Consider the following 18,985-nt stretch of genomic DNA (forward strand, 5'->3'; position numbering starts at 1 on the left):
TATTCCCGCGTAGACACCGCTTAATATCCTCGCGGCAATTCACTTGATAAAAAATTTGTCGCCAGAACGGTTCCTTAGACCAATGTTGCATTTGAACCAATTATTGGATAATAAAGGGAAGTTGGCTATATAGATTGAACTAACATTTACACGAAACGGAGTGGCCAGTGTAAATTTCTTTAGTTCACCTTATGTAAAAGCCTATGAGCCGAAAGGAATGATGGAATGCTTGCATTTCGTTTGACAGGCCTGCCGGATTCCCGGTTGCCGTTGTACCTGTATTGTGTGGGCACGCAGGAAGAGAAAGTTCTGCATAGACCGGATGGATTTCCGGTGTATCAGTTGTTTTTGTCACGGGGTGGTGAAGGGCAGTTCTGGATTCCGGGAAAAGGGACGTGGACGATGGGAGCAGGGCAGTTATTCATCGTGGAACCCGGGATTGCGCATGAGTATGTGCCTCATTCCAAATCCAAAGGTGAACTTGGTTATATCGGTATTGGCGGTGCATCGGCTGGATCAGTACTACAATCCACGGGTTTGCTTCAGAACGAACCGTGCCATATCTCCGGTTTTGAAGTCATCTGGTCACGCATGACCAATCTCTGGCACGCGCTGGATCAAGGAGTAACGGAGATGTGGGACACATCAATCCTCATCTACCAGCTCATTTTGGATCTAGCACAATCGAAAATTCCATCTGATGTCGGCATCGGAGGTATTGGATCATCTAGGGCACAGGATGGCACTGTAAAACACTCTAATCGGGAGTCCGATCCGAGCAAGGATGCACTCGTCCGAGCAGTAGCATTGATGCATACGCACTACCAGGATGACCTGTTATTGAAGCATGTTGCTGACGCAGTGGGCTATTCGGTTCAGCATCTCAATCGATTATTTCATCATCATTATGGCGTGACAGGACATCAATATATGCAACGATTACGTTTGCAGAAGGCTTCGGAATGGCTGGACAAACATCCACGAGCAAGTGTGCGAGAGGCGGCAGAGACCGTGGGGATGGAAGTGAACTATTTCATCCGGATGTTCAAGCGGGAGTTTGGAGAGACACCGGGCAAAGGAATCAAACATCGGAACCAGCTCCAAATGGAAAAAGACCTCACGAGTTCGTGAAGTCCCTTAATCGCTTATATACGTGTTATGCTGTTTTCTTTTGTCCAAATAAAGGCCTTACCGTTGCAAGTCCCACAACTCCGATCACTGCACTCACCCACGGAGCCAGTGCAAATACCGGAAGTTTATCACGCAGTGGATACCCCACAAACAGCACAAGTACCACGATGACGATGTAGATGATGATCCCCTTAAGGTTAACCTTAGGTACGGTGTTCTTGTCTGCTCCTTCATCGTCCGGTCGCTCAGCAAGGCGGCGAAGCATCTCGACCAATGCGATACCGCCAACTGCTGCAACGATCAGAGAGAACAGACTGATGTGTTGGAACGGCTCCGTATCTCCGCCAGTCCAACCCACGAACAATCCCACACATCCTTGAATCAACATGACAAAAGACAAAGCCGCCCAAGCGATCATGGCATACCACTTTGGTGTCCGTTTCACAGGCTCTGGATTCTCAGCTGGCTGTGGTTCTACAGCGTTGGCATTCTTTTTCGATGAAGCTGTTGAACTATTACCACGGGTTGGGCTTGATTTACCCACCTCAACGGCAGCCGTCTTCTCCGGTGCTGTATTTGTAATCCTGAGCTGTGCATGGATGTCTTGTTCCAGATCAGGTCCGTATAACTCACGAGCGGGTTTGTTATCCCGCTGAGCCTGTACGATCGCTTTTCCTGCGGAGAGTATCCACTCTTCCTGTGTTCTCTCGTCCGCTGGCGCATGACGCGCAATTGTGCTGATCTCGTCATACAGTTTCACATGTTCAGGTGTCATTCGACTCATCTCAGTTATTTGCCGATTCTGTATTTCTTTAAGCTTCTTATAGGAAATTCCCAATGATTGCTCCCCCTGTCTACACACGTTCTGATCTTCCAATTGACTGAAGACCCTGACGGTATTTTAGTATACGGGAAGGGCTCTCGTTTCGCAAAGTCATTCCTTATAAAAAAGCTGCTCATGGTGGACCCATATCCATACACAGGCCAGTATAACACAGGTGCATAACAGCACCAGTTTACCGTGATGTTGAATCCATTCCAGTAGATGTTCCATGAATTCATTCCTTTCGGCAGAAGGATTCCGAGGCAGATGCTGCCTATGTTTGTTCGTTTATTTTCCCCTGTTCATGTGAAAAAATACCCTCACGCCTCACAGATCTAACGATTGTGTGAAGTATGCATAAAGAGCAGCCGATTCCATCACAATAGTAGCATTTCCAACAGAAATCCAAGATTGGAGTGTGCTTGTTATGGATAAACAAACAGAATTGACGCGGAAGCTGCTACTGAACAGCAACTCCCGTGGAGTCGTGGACGAGGTTGTATCCTTTGAAGAGAACCTGGAGGATACGGAGTATGCAGAAGAACTGACAGATGGCAATTTGAAGGGAAGAAGTTTCTGGGACAATAGTGATTCGGGTCATGAGCATGAGTGGAATGGACGGGTGGAGACCCACGAGATGTTCCGTAGAAGCTACGAATAACGATCCTGTAACACTTGATTTGAATTCCAAATGATATCCGGGCCAGCTGTCATCAGCGTGGCTCATTTTTTTGTGCTTATTATCCGATAAAATGTAGATTGGTAGTCGACGTAGAAAGGGTCCTTACTTACGTTGACTTGAAGGTTACGGGATGATAATATATGAATAACATCTTAATACACACTAAACTTATCGGATTATATATATTTAATAAATGGAAGTTAACAGGCTAAGCTTGGAAAGGGGAAATCGGTATGGAACGTCAGATCAGTATCCGTCATGGACAGGAAGAATTAACAGCCACGATTCATTATCCGGTTGTGAAAGATATAAAGGAGGAGAAGAGTCAGCAGCGAGTCCCTCTGGCGGTCATCTGCCACGGCTTCGTTGGTAGCCGGATCGGCGTGGATCGTTTGTTTGTAAAGACTGCACGGGAGCTGGCTGAAGACGGTTATCTAGTCCTGCGTTTCGATTATATCGGTTGCGGAGAGAGCAGCGGGGAGTACGGAGCGGAGGGACTGGAGTCCATGGTGCTGCAGACCCGTTCGGTGCTGGATTACGCGGTGAATTGCAGTGATGTAGATCCTACGCGTGTTACGCTAATTGGTCATAGTCTGGGTGGTGCCGTTGCATTGCTAACTGCTGTGCGCGACAAACGTGTTAAGAACCTGGTGATGTGGTCCTCCGTGGGTTATCCATTTAATGATATCGTGAAGATTACGGGACGGGAAGTATACGATGAAGGCGTGAAGGTGGGTGCGGCTGATTATCTGGGATACAAATTCACACCGACGTTCTTTGAGTCTCTTGCTGAACAACAGCCATTCCAGGAAGCAGTTAAGTTTAGCGGAGATGTACTCGTCGTGCATGGCACGTCAGACGAGATTATTCCTGTAGACTACGCATTCCTGTATCAAAAGGTATTCTGGATGCGCCAAGAGGGCCGCTGTGACAAGGAGATCATCTTCCAGGGCGATCACACCTTCTCTTCAGGTAAAGAGCGGGAACAGCTAATTACGCGTACCAGAGAGTGGCTTGGGGAACGTCAGAAGATTGAGCAGGATTGGCAGCACTGGATGATATAAGTGGTAGATCACAACTGTTTGGGGATGTCAGCTTGGAAAAGCGCCTTCTTAAGGGTAAAATAGAGGAGTAAGCATTCTATCCGTGTCTGGAGGTTGGCAGCAATGACATTACCCGCACTTTTCATTGCGCATGGTTCTCCCGCTCTGGCGGTGGAGAGCAATGACTACACTCACTTCTTGAACCAGCTTGGAGACAGGCTGCCGGCTCCGAAAGCCATTGTCGTATTTACGGCGCATTGGGATTGTCCTGAACCGTCCGTGACGATGGATGATACACATCAGACCTTGCATGATTTTTACGGATTTCCTTCTACGATGTATACGATGGAATACCCTGCATCTGGGCAGCCAGATTTAGCAAACGAGATATGTGCTTTGTTCACCCGCAGCAATCTGGCACATCAGCCGATTCGAGGCCGAGGGCTGGATCATGGCGTATGGGTACCGTTGCTCCATATGTATCCCGAGGCTAACATCCCTGTGATTGCTGTATCTGTAGACTCGCTGCGTACGCCGCAGGAACAGTATGATATTGGCCGAATGCTGGAACAGCTGCGTCATGATGATGTGTTAATCATTGGCAGCGGTGGAACGGTACACAATTTGCGATTGCTGGGCAATACGGATGAACCGCAAGAGTGGGCGGTGGAGTTTGATAACTGGATCGGGGAGCGCTTGCAGCAGTGGAACACAAGAGAACTGTTTCAATATGAGAAAAAAGCCCCTCATGCACGTACGGCGGTTCCGTCGTATGGTACAGAACACATTGCACCTTTGTTCTACGCCATGGGTACAGCGGATATGTCCCGATCAGCGAAGCGTATATTCCAGTCTTACCCTTATGGAACGCTCAGTTTGAACTGCTGGCAGTTTGGAGACGGCGTGTAACTTGGAACAGACAACAGCCTGATTATGGTGCTTGAAGCCAGTTTCGTACGGATAACATAACGTGTATTAATGCATACAATTACAATATATAAACAAAAGAAGGTTACTGTACACCCTTGAAGGGCTACAGTAACCTTTTTTCAATACGAGGACCTATTCATGCAATAGATCTTTATTTGCGGATTTCGAACAATTCACAGTCTGTACGCGAATGATAAGCGAGCTCACTGACACTGGATTGTACCACTACGGTGTTGCTGTCAAAACGGATAATGATGCCACCGGAGTCAATCTGGTGATTATCTTTAAAAACTCGAACCTTATACTTCATATTCATGGCTTCCTGGAAGTCCGCATCGGTCTCGAGACGTCGCTGGGTCGGCATATCGTGTACTCCTTTGAAGTTCAACTTTATTTCATCATAATACGATTTTCTGTGGATGGGCAAGTCAGTCAGGCATTCGGGCTGATTTTGAAAAGTAAAAAACCCTGCTCTCCAGGGGGATTGGAAGCAGGGCCGAGAATTCTATGAATGATTGCTTAAGCTGTTTTTTGAGTAGGGCTAATCGTTGGTGTGTCTTTAGGCTGATTGCCTTTGTTGTTACGAGTGAACAATCCGCGAAGGTAAGGCAGTACCCAGTGATCCAGACCGATTTTACCTGCATTTGCACCAGCAACGACAAGGAAGATTTCCATTACAACCAGTTGAGCATTCGTGCTTACTGTTCCCGAGAAGAGGAACGCGAAGTTCATGACCATAGCCATCAGTGCTGCTAGTGTAGTGAAGCAACCGAGGATGAGACCCAAACCTACAAGGAATTCACCCAATGGGATAACGAAGTCGAACAGTCCTGCGTTTGGTACTGCGAATTTCTCAAGGAACGTTCCCCACCATGCTTGAACTGCTGGATGATCACCCGTTGTTTTTTCCAATGCCCCTGCAAGGAAACCGCCAGCTTCGAATCCGCCAGTCAATTTGCTCCATCCGTGAGTCATCCAATCATAACCGATATACACCCGAAGTACTGTCAAAATCCACATTGCTACTTTGTTTTCTCTAAGCCATTGGTTTGTGCTGAACATATGAACCACTCCTTCATGGAATTTAGTGTGTGTTGTTTTTGTTTTTTCTAAGTGATCACCTTTGATGTCTTTATTGTATAGTTCAAAAGTTGTTTTGTTTGTGATTAAAATCACAATCTAGTTCAAATTTTAAGTAAGGTTTGAGAAGTTCACATTTAGGACATATTTTTCTCGCAAATCGCTGTTTCAAATGTGAATTTCAAGCTGTATCAAGGCCTTCTAGGCGCAGACAAATCGGATGGGGTGTGATTAAATGGAAAGAAATACGTGAAATGGTTGCCTACATGAGACATATATCACAACTTAGAACCAGGCCATATCGTTCAGGAGGTCCTATATTGAAGCTTTTTAAATGGAACAAAGCAGCATCGGCTGCATCCCTATTTATTCTCTCATTGAGTCTTGTTGCCTGCCAAAACCAGGAGGTAGCGCAGATGCCAGTTCAGCCAGAACCGACACCTGCACCTGTACAAGAAGAACAGAACGTGGAGGAGTCCAACACGTCTCTCTATACAGCACCTCTGACAGGTCTGCCTGTAGATGAAGCAATTACGCGTCGACCACTCGCCGTAATGATTAATAATGCACCAGCAGCTCGGCCCCAATCGGGTCTAAGTTCAGCCGATATCATTCTTGAAGTTCTCGCTGAGGGAGGCATTACCCGTTTCATAGCCATCTTCCAGAGTGAAGGCGGTGCGGAGACGGTTGGACCCGTTCGCAGTATACGTCCATATCTAATTGAGCTCGGCGAGAGTTATGATGGGGTACTTGTTCACGCCGGAGGCAGTCCGGAGGCGTATTCCATTTTGCAAAGGCAGCAGAAACAGCATATGGATGAAATCTCGAATGGTGGACCTTACTTCTGGCGTTCCTCGGATCGTAAAGCCCCACATAATCTGTATACTTCAGCGGACAAGCTGAGAGAAGGGTCAGATATCAAGGGTTATAGCCATGATTTCAAGTCGCCGGTATACAACTATAACGAAGAAGGCGCGACATCCGCAGGAGAGGCAGTGAAGCAATTCGATATCCATTATTTATTGGATAGTTACCGGGTGACGTATGATTATGATGAAGTTAGCGGACGATATATGAGAATGGTGAATGGCAAGGCAGATCAGGATCTGGATAATGGGACTCAACTTGGTGCAGCGAACATCATTGTGGCAGGTGCAGATCATAAGGTGCTTGATAGTGTAGGTCGGTTGTCCGTTAATTTGGAACAGGGCGGGGAAGCCATGCTGTTTCAAAAGGGCAAGATGATTCGTGGGCAGTGGGTGAAGAAGCAGGGGGATATTATACGGTTTGTTCAGGGTGGCAGTGAAGTTGCTCTTGTGCCTGGTAAAACCTTTATCAGCATCGTTCCCAATCAACCTGAATTTTCCAGTCACGTGAAGCTGGCTGTTCAGCAATAAAAGGATGTAATGAAAGAAAACAATGAAACATGTATTCATTTTGCCGTCGAAAAGGCATTATATTTGTCCTTAGCGTGAAAAGTAGAATCGTGTCGATTTTGAATTTTGATGTCGAATTGTAAACGCAGTGTAAAATCTTGACTTGAATTTACCATTATTCCAAATAATTAAGATTCATTTCAGATTAATGTGATAAGAATATAAAAAAGGATCACACCTTTTGTACAAACCATGAAACAAATATGATAAGATATCAAAGGTTGTCATTTCATGTTTCATCGGTTGTCGGCAATTTTTCTCGTAAAGGGGATAGAGCTATGAAGCTTAAGAAGAAGAAGGATATATTTTTTGAGACACTGGAGAATATGGCAGATACGGTTGTTCAAGCGGCAGATTATTTCTCCCAGCATGTTTCCAACCTTCAGGATGTGACTCTTTTTGCTAATGAAATGAAGAAGTACGAGTCGAAATGTGATGATTACGTGCATACGATCATTACAGAACTCAACAAAACATTTATCACACCGATCGAACGCGATGATATTATGGAGCTGACAACAACACTTGATGACGTATTGGACGGACTCGAAGCAACGGCTTCCCGTTTCTATATGTACCAACTGACAGATCCAGATGATGAGTTCGTCATACAGTTTGCTGAAATTTTGCGCCAATCGGCTTACGAAATTCAGAAGGCGATCCATCTGCTGTCCCAGAAAAAATTGCTCGCGATCCGTGAGTATACCATTCGTTTGAATGATCTGGAAAACCAAGGCGACGAAGTGCTGCGCATGTGTATCAAACATCTCTTCGCTACCGTGTCTGATCCGATTGAACTGATCAAGCGTAAGGAAATTTACGAACGTCTTGAGACAACAACGGATGCTTGTGAAGACGTAGCGAACGTGCTTGAATCCATCATTATGCGTAATTCTTAAGGAGCCAGAGAATAATGGAAACAACGATTTGGGTATTGGGTATAGTCGTCTTCCTTGCACTGGCGTTTGACTTCATCAACGGTTTTCACGACACGGCCAATGCCATTGCAACTTCGGTCTCAACCCGAGCACTGACGCCGCGTCGAGCTATTCTTATGGCAGCGGTGATGAACTTTGTCGGTGCGATGATGTTCACAGGCGTTGCGAAGACGATTGGGGGGAGTGTGACCGACCCCACCACGCTGGATAACGGGATAGAGGTCGTCATAGTCACCTTGATATCAGCGATTATCTGGAACCTGGTTACATGGTGGTTTGGTATTCCGTCTTCCTCATCACATGCACTTATTGGAGCCCTTGCAGGTGCCGTGCTCGTTGGCGCAGGATCTGATAAGGTGAAATGGAGCGGATTCATTGATATCGTCGGAGGTTTGCTATTATCACCTCTGATCGCATTTGCCATCGGTTATGTGGTCATGACGATTCTCAAATATATTTTCGCCAAACGCAGTCCGCATAACGTGAACAAAGGTTTCCGTACGGTACAGATTTTCACGGCAGCACTGCAAGCATTCACGCATGGTACGAATGATGCACAGAAAGCGATGGGTATTATTACGTTTGCTTTGGTTGCAGCAGGTGTGCAGGATAATCTGGATGTTCCGCTGTGGGTTAAAATCTCAGCAGCAACTGCGATGGCTCTGGGTACATCCATTGGTGGTTGGAAAATCATCAAAACGATGGGTACCAAAATTTTTAAAATTGAACCGATTAACGGTTTTGCCGCGGATCTGTCAGCTGCATCCGTTATTTTCACAGCAACGTTGCTTCACCTTCCAGTGAGTACAACGCACGCGATCACATCAGCTATTCTGGGTGTTGGCTCCGCGAAACGTTTCTCTGCGGTGAAATGGGGACTTGCTGGACGTATTATTATTACGTGGTTCATTACGATTCCGATTACTGGGGCACTGGCAGGATTATTGTACTGGATTATTTTCTAAAAAGAGAAGTTATCCCGAACGAATTCGGAGTTACCAGACAATCTGTTCATAACTGTGTGAATATCGGGATATGTGGATAAATATACAACCAAAATCAAGAGACGCCTGTGCATGAACGTGTGGACAGGCTGGATATGTGGATAGCCATCCGTGGAATGATAAACCAAAAGAAGATATTCCTGTGGATACAGGGAACTGTGGATAGGGAAATGAGAGAAGCCAACAGGGTTGGCTTTTTTTGTTGTCGAGTTTGAATGCGTCTGTGGATATTTTGGACACGTGGGAGACGTACCTATGGTTAAAGTTGTACAATGACTTAAAGATACAGGACAAGGACGTGGTCTAATTTATGATTCGTACACTCGCCATTACACGAGAACATCAAGTCTCCGTTAACGTACCACTTACACAGCTGGATTTGAACGATTACGCCTGGGTATGGGCGGATTTTAACCAGCCAACGGAAGAGGAAAGCCGTTTGCTGGATACATATTTTCATTTTCATCCATTAGCCATAGAGGACTGTCTGCATGTATTGCAACGGCCCAAGCTCGATTATTATGATAATCTGCAGTTTCTTGTACTGCATGCACTGAACCCGTCCACACTGGAAGCCGAGGAGGTTGACTTGTTTCTCGGATCAAACTTCCTAGTGTCTTTTCATCATGGAGTTTTGGAGGAAGTAGATGAAGCTTGGGAACGCTTGTTGCACCATGCACATGAACGTACCATTTGGGCGCGAGGTCCGGTGGCAGCAGCCTATACGGTGATGGACAAGCTGGTCGATCATTATTTTCCGTCTCTATTTGCGATTGAGGATGAACTGGCCGAACTGGAGAACCGGGGTGGACAAGAGTCGGTTGAAGACTTGATGAACCAGGTGTTTGATCTGCGGACTCGATTGCTGAAGCTTAGAAGAACCGTAGTACCGATGCGGGATCTGCTCTATCGGGTGGTGAACTCCCAGCATGTGCAGCGAACAGGTGAACATACGGCTTATTTTACCGATATCTATGACCATTTATTGAAGCTGACGGACATGATTGAAGCCGATCGGGAGATGACCGCTGACCTGCGCGACAGTTATATTTCCCTGAACTCCAACCGGATGAATCAGATCATGAAGACACTCACGGTGATCACGACTGTATTTATGCCGCTCACACTGATCGCGGGTATATATGGCATGAACTTTGCCTATATGCCTGAGCTTCAATGGAAGTTTGGGTATGGTGCGGTGCTGCTGTTAATGTTTGTGCTTGGTGGAAGCATGGTCGCCTGGTTTGTGAAGCGGGGATGGTTTAAGTAGAAAATGTTACGCCTTACTGCTCCGTATGCAGTTCCATCTTTCGGTGATAAGCGCACGCTCTTTCGAGCAGATCATCAGAAGAAGATTGCATAGCTGAAGCAACGTTTGTTACATATGAAAAGGGCCACTGGACAAGGGTCTCAGGCAGAAATTACTGTCGGGAGATGATGTTTGCCAGGTGGCCTTTCTGATTCTTCTATTAGAAGTTTTGAAAAAAAATGTATCCACATGTGAATAACTATTCCGCTGCAATAAGCTGTGTATAACTTATGATGACTTCCTTTTACTCCATTTCAAGAACAAAAGAAGTCGTTGCTGCCTCTTTACCATTCACAAGAATGGTAAGCGTATGCAGACCGGCATAATATTTTCTCGTTGTGATGACTTTGAAAGATTGTTTAGTGGCTACCTTGGTTCTGCCTGTCGGGTACATTTTATCGGAGCATTTGAATCGTTTGGGGGCCTGTTTGCCGTTGGCCTTCATATAACCCATCTCATATTCAATTCGCAGCATCTGTGACTCGCCGCTCTCATTAACGACATCAAACGAAAAATGAAGATCCTCACCAATGCTAATCGTATCCTGGACAAGCTGAAGCTGCTCAATGTGAATCGAATCCTGCTCGTTATAACCAAAAAGACTTAGTGCTTTGCTATGTCCTTTCTTCAGTAATGACCTGCTGGCATGCCGAACAATCCAGTCTGTGTGTACATGTTGTCCGTACCAGGTCGTGGCCAGATCCATAACCAGTTCAGGGTGGTCCTTGGAGATGTCATTCAGATGATTGGCGACACTTTTGCGAACATAGAGGGACTCGTCCTGTTTTAATGCATGCAGAATCGGAAGTACAGGTGTTGGATCAGTGATAAAGTTCTGGAGTTTCGCACCCCATGGCAAACGTGGCCGGCTGCCCTCACTGGCAAGTCTGCGGATATGCTCGTTGTTGCTCTCTGCCCACGCCATCATATGTTTCATCGTTTGGATTGGATAATGTTCAATAAACGGGCGTACCGCGAACTCCGAGCTGGAATAAGGTGTGAAGAGGGTCAGATACTTCATGGATAACTCGTAATCTTCTGGGTCAAGTCCGTTCACTTCGATAAAATCCGGTACAAACAGATATTCAACGCCTCTCATCGTAGGGGCAGCTTGTTCGATAATATGTAATGCTTCCTCATAATTGTCCGGCAGTACCTGGGTCAAAGCCAGTGTGATTCTGCGAATGCGCGCTTTGAATTCCAACTGTTCCCAGCCTTTAGCGAAAACCAATTCATGAAATTGCTGTGTATCCAGCTTCGGGTAGAATTGACGCAACTTTTCGCCGGTCCGATCGATTAATGCGGGAGTGTATTTGTCTTTGATAAGTTCCATGGTCCGCCTCCTTTAGTTACTATCCAGTATACCTCAAATTACAGAAATAAGAACGTAAGTTCCTGAAAATTATTTATATACGGATGAACGGTGTTAAGGCACCCGCCTTCTGTAAGGGGGTGCCTGAATTTTTTTTAACCTTTGCGACTTTTGGGACGGCGCTTCGTGGAATTGGATTTGCGGCGGATTGGAGTCGTATTACGGCGACGTGGAACATTCGTTGCTTTGTTCCGACGTTTACTTTTGCGTTTGCGGGACGGCTTATATTCTTCATAGTCTGCATCGGCCGCGCTGTTATTCGATTTTCCTTTTCCAAAAGGCAGAATGCCCATAACGAGTTTCATCATCGGAGCCATCTGCTGGATCCCACCAACGACCTTTTGCATTTTGCCTATTCCACTCATGATTCCATCAATACCGCCGAAGCGGTCGATCATTCCTTTTAACTCACCGATGTTGGCTAATGAAAAGCCGGAACTGCCAGTAGCAGGCGCCGTTACCGGAGCTGGGGGAACAACCTGAGCTGCACCTCCATAAAAATTCCCGCCTGGAGCACCTTGCCCATACGGTACGATTGCAGATGCTTCGACTTCACCAAACCCCGGGTAGTGTGGTTCTACGCCAGGGTACATCGGTTGGATCTGGGTTTCATTCAAAGACCGCGGAACCACACCGGGCGGCATATAGGCAGAAGTATGCGCCTGCCGATGAGCATGAGAAGACGGACGCTGCCCTGGTGCTGGCTGGCGGTGATAATAATGCTGTGGCATGAACGATCACGTTCCTTCTATGTTGGATTTCGGAATTGCGTTCCATGAGTTGCATGACAGATGTACATCATAGACCCTTGTGGAACTCCCTTTTGTTATACTGTATGTCATTCGCGGAGAGACGGCGTAGGCGGGTATCCCGGAAAACGGGATATTTGCGGATTTGGGCGCATGTAAGATGGCAGGTTCACGAAGAGTAAAATGCAGTTTAGACACAAAATTGTCACATTTAGGAGGATTGAAATCCTACATAAGTAATCGGATATATACAGGTGAAAACTGGGAAAAAGCGCGGTAATTTCGCCCGATGTGCGTGAGGGGAGGACAATAGTACCTTTTGTAAGCGGTAACATGTATTTTTATTCTGTAGTGCGTGAAATCGGTAACGCTTGAAATACCAACTCAGGGTGAGTACAATGTAGGTACACAGTAACCGCTAGGGGATGATGATGAAATGCAGCTGAAAAAGCTAAATGATAAAAGCATTGAACAACTATTCGAGGCTATTTTAACGCTAAAAGATATTGAAGAGTGTTATGTTTTCTTTGATGACCTCTGCACAGTTAACGAGATCCAATCCATGTCCCAGCGGCTGGAAGTGGCTCGTATGTTGGGCAAAGGCAATACGTATAACCAGATTGAAGCTGAGACTGGTGCGAGTACTGCCACGATTTCACGTGTCAAACGCTGCCTGAATTACGGTAATGATGGTTATAAAATGACGCTGGAACGCCTGGGACGCTAACATGAAGAAGCCGGGTGTACTCATCATCAGTCACGGTTCACAGGAGCAGACCTGGGTGGAATCCGTCGATGACGCGATCTCCCGGTTGAATCTGCCTGTTCCATTACCGGTTGAAGCCGGTTTTCTTGAACTTGTGGAAGGACGCCTGATCCAGGACGGTATCGACCGACTGGAAGCACAAGGCGTAACCGATATTCTGGTCGTACCTCTATTTGTTTCGTCCGGGAGTACACATGTGGATGAAATTGAATATGCCATTGGTGCAAAGGAAACACCTGATCGCGAAACGGATCTGGAACCGTTCGATGTGAAGGCTCGGGTTCACTTCGGTTATCCAGTGGATAACGATCCGGATATTGCCGTGATGGTGTGGGACAAAGTCCGATTGTTGTCGCAGCAACCAGAGAAGGAAACGATTCTGCTGGTGGGCCATGGTAGTATTCATGATGGTTTTCGCGAGCGTTGGGAAGCTGGAATTTCTTCCCTTACAGAGCGTGTGCAGGAAGTTAGTGGTGTAGCCCATACAGATTATGCATTGCTGAATCCGGAGAGTGTGTACGACAAAGTGAAGTACTGGAGCGAAGAGCGGGGGAACCGAGTCATTGTGGCGCCGCTGTTTTTGAGTGCCGGTTATTTTACGAGGAACGTTATTCCGGATCGGCTGCGGGAACTGAACTATGTGTACAGCGGTGAGACACTATTACCACATCCATTGCTTGGACAGTGGCTGGAGCGTCAGATCCAGATTTTGCTAGAGAGATGTAATGAAGTTAAAGCTTCTTCTTGAAGTGATTGCTTTGGCATAGGTGTGTAATCACATCGCTCGCAGTAATGTCGCATCAATTGATTTGAACTCCATAGCTTCATAAACAATCAAACCACGTCGAAGGACGTGGTTTTTGTTTGTTGTAGATCACTTGAGCGAGGATTAATTTATCTATTAATGGGTGCGTGCAATTGCAGATGTAGCTCCAGTAAACTTATTAGTTGGTCAACGATCTCCTCGGCCGGATAAGGCATGGAATTCATAATCCACCACTCCAGGAGGCCCACAGCAGCGGAAGCAAGAAACTGTATGGTGATCTCTTTTTTCATACCTTCCTGGATGCCACAGGCATCCATCTGTTCCTCCACTCCCTGGACCAACAATGTCATCAACTTACTACGGAACGCGGGAATACCTTTTTTAGTTAGAAGTGTGGTATAGGTAGAGGCATGCTGTTCCAGATAACTGAAGGTTCGGAGCAGCGCATCCTTGGCCGTAACGGGTGTTGTAGTAGGGCTTTCGAACATACAGGCATCCAACAACCGCTGCAAATAGGTCTCAATGCATTGATCCAACAGGTCGAACTTGTCTGCGTAATGCAAATAGATGGTTCCTCGGTTTACATTAGCCCGATCAGCAATATCGTTTATCGTAATTTGCTCAAATTCCTCTTCCGTCAACAACCCTACAAAAGCTTCAATTATTGCCTTTCGTGTCTTGAGTACTCGTCTGTCCATGGCCCCTCCTTAATATTTCTGCTATTTCTCTAATTTCTAATGATTATCAACAATAAGGAATCATTCGTTGATTATTCAACAAAAGCGGATATTTTAACGATTGAAGCACAGTAGGTGCTTTGTTACTCTTATTTTATCAACAAATGTTCATAAAGCAACGAATATTGATAAAATATGAAATAGAGGGATAGCCAATGAAGATATTAGTGTATGGTGCAGGTGTTTTGGGCAGTCAACTGGCGCAAGTTCTGGTGCGCGGTGGCAATGATGTCACTATTCTGGCTAGAGGGAAGCGGGCAGAGGAGCTGGAGAAGGATGGAATCGTTATCCGGCATGTTTTCCAATTCAAAACGACAGTTGATCCGGTTCGGGTAGCCAGAGCGTTGGAGGTGGATGACCTATATGATCTGGTTTTTGTTGTCATGAAATACAACGATTTTTCTTCAGTGTTACCTATTCTGGCAGAGAATCAGAGCAACAATATTGTGATTGTGGGAAACAACGCAGATGCGCGAAGCATGCAAAACTTTTTGGAGGTAAACAGCAGGGTAGCAAAACAGGTCGCGTTTGGATTCCATGTGAGTGCAGGGAAGCGGGAAAAGGACCGCATGTTATCGGTCGGTGGAGGCAACGGACAAATGGTGATCGGCAGTCTGGACGGAGAGATAGGCTTTAAACCTTTACTGGATCAAGCTTTCCAACATGTGAAATACAAGTTAAATGTTCTGAGCGATATTGATGCCTGGCTGAAAAGCCATATCATCCCCATTCTGATGCTTAATGCGGTGAGCTTTAATGAGAAGCATGAATTGATCAAGTTGGACGGGAACAGAAAGCAAATCCAACATATGATTGGGGCGATGGATGAAGGCTTTAGCGTACTTGAGGCTATGGGCATAACGATTATACCGGAGATTCAGGCTAAAATGATTCGCAAGCATCAACGGATGTTGTACCTCCTGTTGAAGATCTATAGCATGCTTCCGGTTCATAAGCTGGTCGCGGGTTCTTTTGGAGAGATTGAGGCGTTAAATAATGCATTTACCGATTGGAAAAAGACAACAGGCATCCCGACTCCCCATTGGGACGTGCTGAAAAGAGATTTTACTATCCTATAATGAAGTGAACTCTTGCTCATTGACCCCATACCGACTACAATAAAACCAACTAATAAAATGGGGATAAGGAGATATACAAATGCGAGAAGTGCCCATGCGTTATGTGAAAGCGAATCAGGTCGGTATTGTATTGTTTGTTTTACTCTCGTTTGTGTTCAATCCGCTGGTAGTTCTGGGCTTGCTGTGGATCATTCAGGTAGTTGGGCTGGCTTCTGGTGGCAAGCTTAATCTGTTTGTGCAGATTGGGAAAGTTGTGTTGACTGGTAAAGGGACAGAGACGCAGGCGGTTGAGCTGCAGCGATTCAACAATATTCTGGCGGTGCTCTTCCTGACTCTGGCACTCATCTCGTTCTCGCTTGGCTGGGTAGCCGCAGGTTATGTATTCTCCGTTATGCTTCTCGCCGCTGCAAGCGCGGCTCTGCTGGGTTATTGTGTGGGTTGCACGGTGTATTTCTGGTACAAACAGCTACGTGCAGGACGAAAAATCGGATTTTGAGGTTGGCTGAAGAAGTGATACAGGTATCTGGGATACTACGATAACTTCATAACGAAATCCCCCTCAAGTGAGTTGTTCACTTGAAGGGGATTTTCTTTTTTATCTTATCTGAACCAGGCTTTGTTTAAATTGTTGGTGAAATTGTTATCGTTGAAAGGCACGTTGGCGCTACCAAAGTTTGTCGTATTGAGCGCATTTCTTGCCGCAGAAGTCAGATCGTCCCATCCGATCAAAGGCTGAGTTCCGCCAACAGCGCTGGTAACGCCAAGCTCATGGTTCAGCGGCCAGGTACTATTATAGGAAATCAACGGATGGTTACCTTGTGTATTGGTATTGCTCGGCGTGACGTTGGTGAACTGGCCGTGACCGGAATATGCGATAGAGAGGATTTTGGAATTGACAGCTGCCGGATTATCGACCCACACGACGATTCCTTCCCAATCATGACGATGGCCGAGTCCAGAGGAAGGGGAGTCTTTGGGGAAATACCACGAATACATGATAGCCCATACCCCATTGTGCCAGGCGGAACGGGAGTAAATCTGCCCTGTACTTGAGCTACAGTTTCCATTTGATGACCCGGATGTATTCAAGCCAGCACTGGTATTGCCCTGTTGATCCACTGCGGGGAAAGGCACACAACCATGATAGATTTTTAGAAATGGCTGAAAACGCTTGGCTGCTTGTTGCATTACGGTGACTGGTGTGACTTCCTGGAATCCGACAACCTGATCATGATTAATTTCTGCTGCTTCAACAACGGTGACCCAAGGAATACATGCCATAAGTGAGACCAGGAGCATTAACACGATTTTTTTCATTTACACTTCTCCTTCAAGGGAATGATGTGGTGCTAAGTCGAGGGTTCACTAAAACTATATTGGAAAAAGGTTCATGTTATTTATCTTTTTATCTTAAGATTTGTAAATTTGTAGCATATCTATGTCATAATCATATGTAGATCATCGAAATCGAAGACTAATTCCTGCCCAAGCGGGCAGAATGGTTGATTAATGAGACTATTTTACATAAAAGGTAGTGGGGAAGATTCAGGATCGGTGCGTGAGGTTTATTGGGTAATGGATGGATTAGTAGGTATCTATATGAAAAAATATACTTATGGATTACAGGCTAGGACATCTTTACATTTGATGATATGATAGGAGTTAAAGGCTTTGGAATGAGACGGAATTCCTGATGCATAGATATAGGTAAGACGAAAGATTAGAGCAGAATGAACGCAAAGTCATTATTGTGTAAAAAATATGCCCTTTTGTGGACTGATGCAACGTAAGAATATGAGGTCGTTTAGACTCATGGATAATGTGGAATAGGTGGCGTATGAGATGAAAAAAGCTCGCTTAATATATAATCCGACCTCAGGCCGGGAAGAAATGAAGAAACGTCTGGCTGATATTTTGCAGCGTTTGGATCAAGGTGGTATTGAAGCTTCATGTCACGCAACAACGGGTGAAGGTGACGCAACCCGAGAAGCTGAACTTGCGATTGAGCGCGGATATGACATGATTATTGCTGCTGGTGGCGATGGCACGTTGTACGAAGTGATTAACGGTATGGCCGAGCGGGAGAACCGTCCTCCGCTGGGTGTGTTTCCTTTGGGAACAACGAATGATTTTGCACGTGCACTCGGCATTCCGAGACAGTGGGAAGATTACGTGGATCTGGTCATTAACCAGCAGCTTCGCCCGCTCGATCTGGGCAAAGCGAATGATAAATATTTTATCAACATCGCCGGTGGCGGCTCATTGACTGAACTGACCTATGAAGTACCGAGTCGTCTGAAAACGATGATTGGGCAACTGGCCTATTATATGAAGGGTATTGAGAAAATGGCGAGCCTGTCTCCTCAGGAGCTGATTATTCGCGCCGACGGTCAGGAAGAGATTCATGATGAATTCATGTTATTCCTCATCGCCAATACCAATTCGGTCGGAGGTTTCGAGAAGTTGGCTCCAGGCGCAACCATTGATGATGGTCTGTTCGATGTCATTTGCGTGAGGAAATGTAATTTGGCTGATATGATCCGCCTCGTAACGCTTGCGCTGCGTGGGGAACATCTGAACGACAAGAAAGTGGTTCATTTCCAGACGAGTCATATGGAAGTTACGTCCCCGGGATATGTCCAACTGAACCTTGATGGAGAGTTAGGCGGCACACTGCCAGCTACGTTTACGAATTTGCGTCATCACTTGATGCTGTATCGTTAAACTTGGCACTTGGCGGAGAATGTGGTCGCTTGGAAAGCAGTGATGCCATAGTAGTCGTTGCACAGCACCGCACAAGTGATGAGGAGAGTTGGATTCAGCTATGCGGTAAAGCGAGATGGAAGTGGATTTTCCAGTTGCTGTGTACGGTGGGATCACGTATAATCTCATGTGGTCACCATGCGTTGAGCTGATACAGGGCACATTGTGGTAATTGAGTGAACGTGAACAGCGAACAGGTGAACAGTGAACATTGAAGGTTAAAAGCGCTATTCTTGTTCGATGGTACTGCGATGTGGTACACCGTGCTGAATGTAACAGTTTGGTCGAGTGCCGGCTGGCGGCTAACGAACTCAGAAAGCCTTAATGTGGCGAAATCGCCGAAGCTGTGAACTAACGAATCTCAGCGTCGCTATTTT

Annotated in this window: 20 protein-coding genes; 13 read left to right on the forward strand and 7 right to left on the reverse strand. The window is 46.1% G+C overall.

From position 1 onward, the window contains the following. Nucleotides 1-225 precede the first annotated feature (225 nt). Nucleotides 226-1,131, forward strand: coding sequence for an AraC family transcriptional regulator (locus MHI12_RS03890; RefSeq protein ID WP_405171579.1), 906 nt, complete (start codon nucleotides 226-228; stop codon nucleotides 1,129-1,131). 25 nt (nucleotides 1,132-1,156) lie between these two features. On the opposite strand, the gene MHI12_RS03895 is transcribed toward MHI12_RS03890, so the two are convergent. Then, nucleotides 1,157-1,969, reverse strand: a complete 813-nt coding sequence (locus MHI12_RS03895; protein ID WP_405171580.1) for a DUF1129 family protein — start codon at nucleotides 1,967-1,969, stop codon at nucleotides 1,157-1,159. Between the two features lie 412 nt (nucleotides 1,970-2,381). Here MHI12_RS03895 and MHI12_RS03900 point away from each other — a divergent pair, with 412 nt between their 5' ends. The 3 genes from MHI12_RS03900 (at nucleotide 2,382) to MHI12_RS03910 (ending at nucleotide 4,588) form a co-directional block, all read left to right on the forward strand. Further along, complete coding sequence (locus tag MHI12_RS03900) at nucleotides 2,382-2,615, forward strand: hypothetical protein (RefSeq protein ID WP_047840502.1); 234 nt, start codon at nucleotides 2,382-2,384, stop codon at nucleotides 2,613-2,615. A gap of 254 nt (nucleotides 2,616-2,869) precedes the next feature. After that, on the forward strand, nucleotides 2,870-3,700 hold the full coding sequence (locus MHI12_RS03905; protein ID WP_405171581.1) for an alpha/beta hydrolase: 831 nt from the start codon (nucleotides 2,870-2,872) through the stop codon (nucleotides 3,698-3,700). Nucleotides 3,701-3,802: 102 nt separating this feature from the next. After that, a complete protein-coding gene (locus MHI12_RS03910) occupies nucleotides 3,803-4,588 on the forward strand; it encodes a DODA-type extradiol aromatic ring-opening family dioxygenase (RefSeq protein WP_405171582.1) in 786 nt (261 codons plus the stop codon). Between the two features lie 172 nt (nucleotides 4,589-4,760). Here MHI12_RS03910 and MHI12_RS03915 read toward each other — a convergent pair whose 3' ends face one another. Together MHI12_RS03915 and MHI12_RS03920 are read right to left on the reverse strand one after the other, a co-directional pair. Continuing rightward, nucleotides 4,761-4,973 carry a hypothetical protein gene (locus MHI12_RS03915; RefSeq protein ID WP_017690673.1) on the reverse strand — a complete coding sequence of 71 codons (213 nt, stop codon included), beginning with the start codon at nucleotides 4,971-4,973 and terminating at the stop codon, nucleotides 4,761-4,763. A 155-nt stretch (nucleotides 4,974-5,128) separates the two neighbouring features. Continuing rightward, nucleotides 5,129-5,671, reverse strand: a complete 543-nt coding sequence (locus MHI12_RS03920; protein ID WP_405171583.1) for a DoxX family protein — start codon at nucleotides 5,669-5,671, stop codon at nucleotides 5,129-5,131. A gap of 338 nt (nucleotides 5,672-6,009) precedes the next feature. Here MHI12_RS03920 and MHI12_RS03925 point away from each other — a divergent pair, with 338 nt between their 5' ends. The 4 genes from MHI12_RS03925 to corA all read left to right on the forward strand — a co-directional run bounded on the left by MHI12_RS03925 (nucleotide 6,010) and on the right by corA (nucleotide 10,337). Then, a complete protein-coding gene (locus tag MHI12_RS03925) occupies nucleotides 6,010-7,086 on the forward strand; it encodes a DUF3048 domain-containing protein (RefSeq protein ID WP_405171584.1) in 1,077 nt (358 codons plus the stop codon). 317 nt (nucleotides 7,087-7,403) lie between these two features. After that, nucleotides 7,404-8,024 carry a DUF47 domain-containing protein gene (locus MHI12_RS03930; RefSeq protein WP_017690670.1) on the forward strand — a complete coding sequence of 207 codons (621 nt, stop codon included), beginning with the start codon at nucleotides 7,404-7,406 and terminating at the stop codon, nucleotides 8,022-8,024. A gap of 14 nt (nucleotides 8,025-8,038) precedes the next feature. Next, the gene (locus MHI12_RS03935) at nucleotides 8,039-9,028 is read left to right on the forward strand and encodes an inorganic phosphate transporter (protein ID WP_036668387.1); all 990 of its coding nucleotides are present in this window, start codon (nucleotides 8,039-8,041) and stop codon (nucleotides 9,026-9,028) included. Nucleotides 9,029-9,377: 349 nt separating this feature from the next. After that, the gene (corA, locus tag MHI12_RS03940; protein WP_036668386.1) at nucleotides 9,378-10,337 is read left to right on the forward strand and encodes a magnesium/cobalt transporter CorA; all 960 of its coding nucleotides are present in this window, start codon (nucleotides 9,378-9,380) and stop codon (nucleotides 10,335-10,337) included. A 283-nt stretch (nucleotides 10,338-10,620) separates the two neighbouring features. Here the strand turns inward: corA and MHI12_RS03945 are convergent, their stop codons facing one another. Then, entirely contained in the window at nucleotides 10,621-11,709 is a 1,089-nt protein-coding gene (locus MHI12_RS03945; RefSeq protein ID WP_405171585.1) for a DNA alkylation repair protein, read from the reverse strand. 134 nt (nucleotides 11,710-11,843) lie between these two features. Next, nucleotides 11,844-12,479 (reverse strand): tyrosine protein kinase, encoded by a 636-nt coding sequence (locus MHI12_RS03950; protein ID WP_405171586.1) that lies wholly within the window; start codon nucleotides 12,477-12,479, stop codon nucleotides 11,844-11,846. A 454-nt stretch (nucleotides 12,480-12,933) separates the two neighbouring features. Between MHI12_RS03950 and MHI12_RS03955 the strand changes: the two genes are divergently transcribed. Together MHI12_RS03955 and MHI12_RS03960 are read left to right on the forward strand one after the other, a co-directional pair. Continuing rightward, nucleotides 12,934-13,224, forward strand: coding sequence for a YerC/YecD family TrpR-related protein (locus MHI12_RS03955; RefSeq protein WP_017690665.1), 291 nt, complete (start codon nucleotides 12,934-12,936; stop codon nucleotides 13,222-13,224). A gap of 1 nt (nucleotide 13,225) precedes the next feature. Next, on the forward strand, nucleotides 13,226-14,011 hold the full coding sequence (locus MHI12_RS03960) for a sirohydrochlorin chelatase (protein WP_405171587.1): 786 nt from the start codon (nucleotides 13,226-13,228) through the stop codon (nucleotides 14,009-14,011). A 146-nt stretch (nucleotides 14,012-14,157) separates the two neighbouring features. On the opposite strand, the gene MHI12_RS03965 is transcribed toward MHI12_RS03960, so the two are convergent. Next, complete coding sequence (locus MHI12_RS03965) at nucleotides 14,158-14,727, reverse strand: TetR/AcrR family transcriptional regulator C-terminal domain-containing protein (protein ID WP_341006093.1); 570 nt, start codon at nucleotides 14,725-14,727, stop codon at nucleotides 14,158-14,160. A gap of 194 nt (nucleotides 14,728-14,921) precedes the next feature. Here MHI12_RS03965 and MHI12_RS03970 point away from each other — a divergent pair, with 194 nt between their 5' ends. Both MHI12_RS03970 and MHI12_RS03975 read left to right on the forward strand, forming a co-directional pair. Then, entirely contained in the window at nucleotides 14,922-15,845 is a 924-nt protein-coding gene (locus tag MHI12_RS03970; protein WP_405171588.1) for a ketopantoate reductase family protein, read from the forward strand. Between the two features lie 79 nt (nucleotides 15,846-15,924). Continuing rightward, entirely contained in the window at nucleotides 15,925-16,341 is a 417-nt protein-coding gene (locus MHI12_RS03975) for a DUF4395 domain-containing protein (RefSeq protein ID WP_405171589.1), read from the forward strand. 104 nt (nucleotides 16,342-16,445) lie between these two features. On the opposite strand, the gene MHI12_RS03980 is transcribed toward MHI12_RS03975, so the two are convergent. Continuing rightward, a complete protein-coding gene (locus tag MHI12_RS03980; protein ID WP_405171590.1) occupies nucleotides 16,446-17,162 on the reverse strand; it encodes an NPP1 family protein in 717 nt (238 codons plus the stop codon). 525 nt (nucleotides 17,163-17,687) lie between these two features. On the opposite strand from MHI12_RS03980, the gene MHI12_RS03985 reads away from it, so the two are divergent. Then, nucleotides 17,688-18,569, forward strand: a complete 882-nt coding sequence (locus MHI12_RS03985; protein ID WP_047840512.1) for a diacylglycerol kinase — start codon at nucleotides 17,688-17,690, stop codon at nucleotides 18,567-18,569. Nucleotides 18,570-18,985: the final 416 nt, after the last annotated feature.

It is taken from the genome of Paenibacillus sp. FSL H8-0280, from assembly GCF_045040665.1.
Taxonomy (GTDB): Bacteria; Bacillota; Bacilli; order Paenibacillales; family Paenibacillaceae; genus Paenibacillus; species Paenibacillus xylanexedens_A.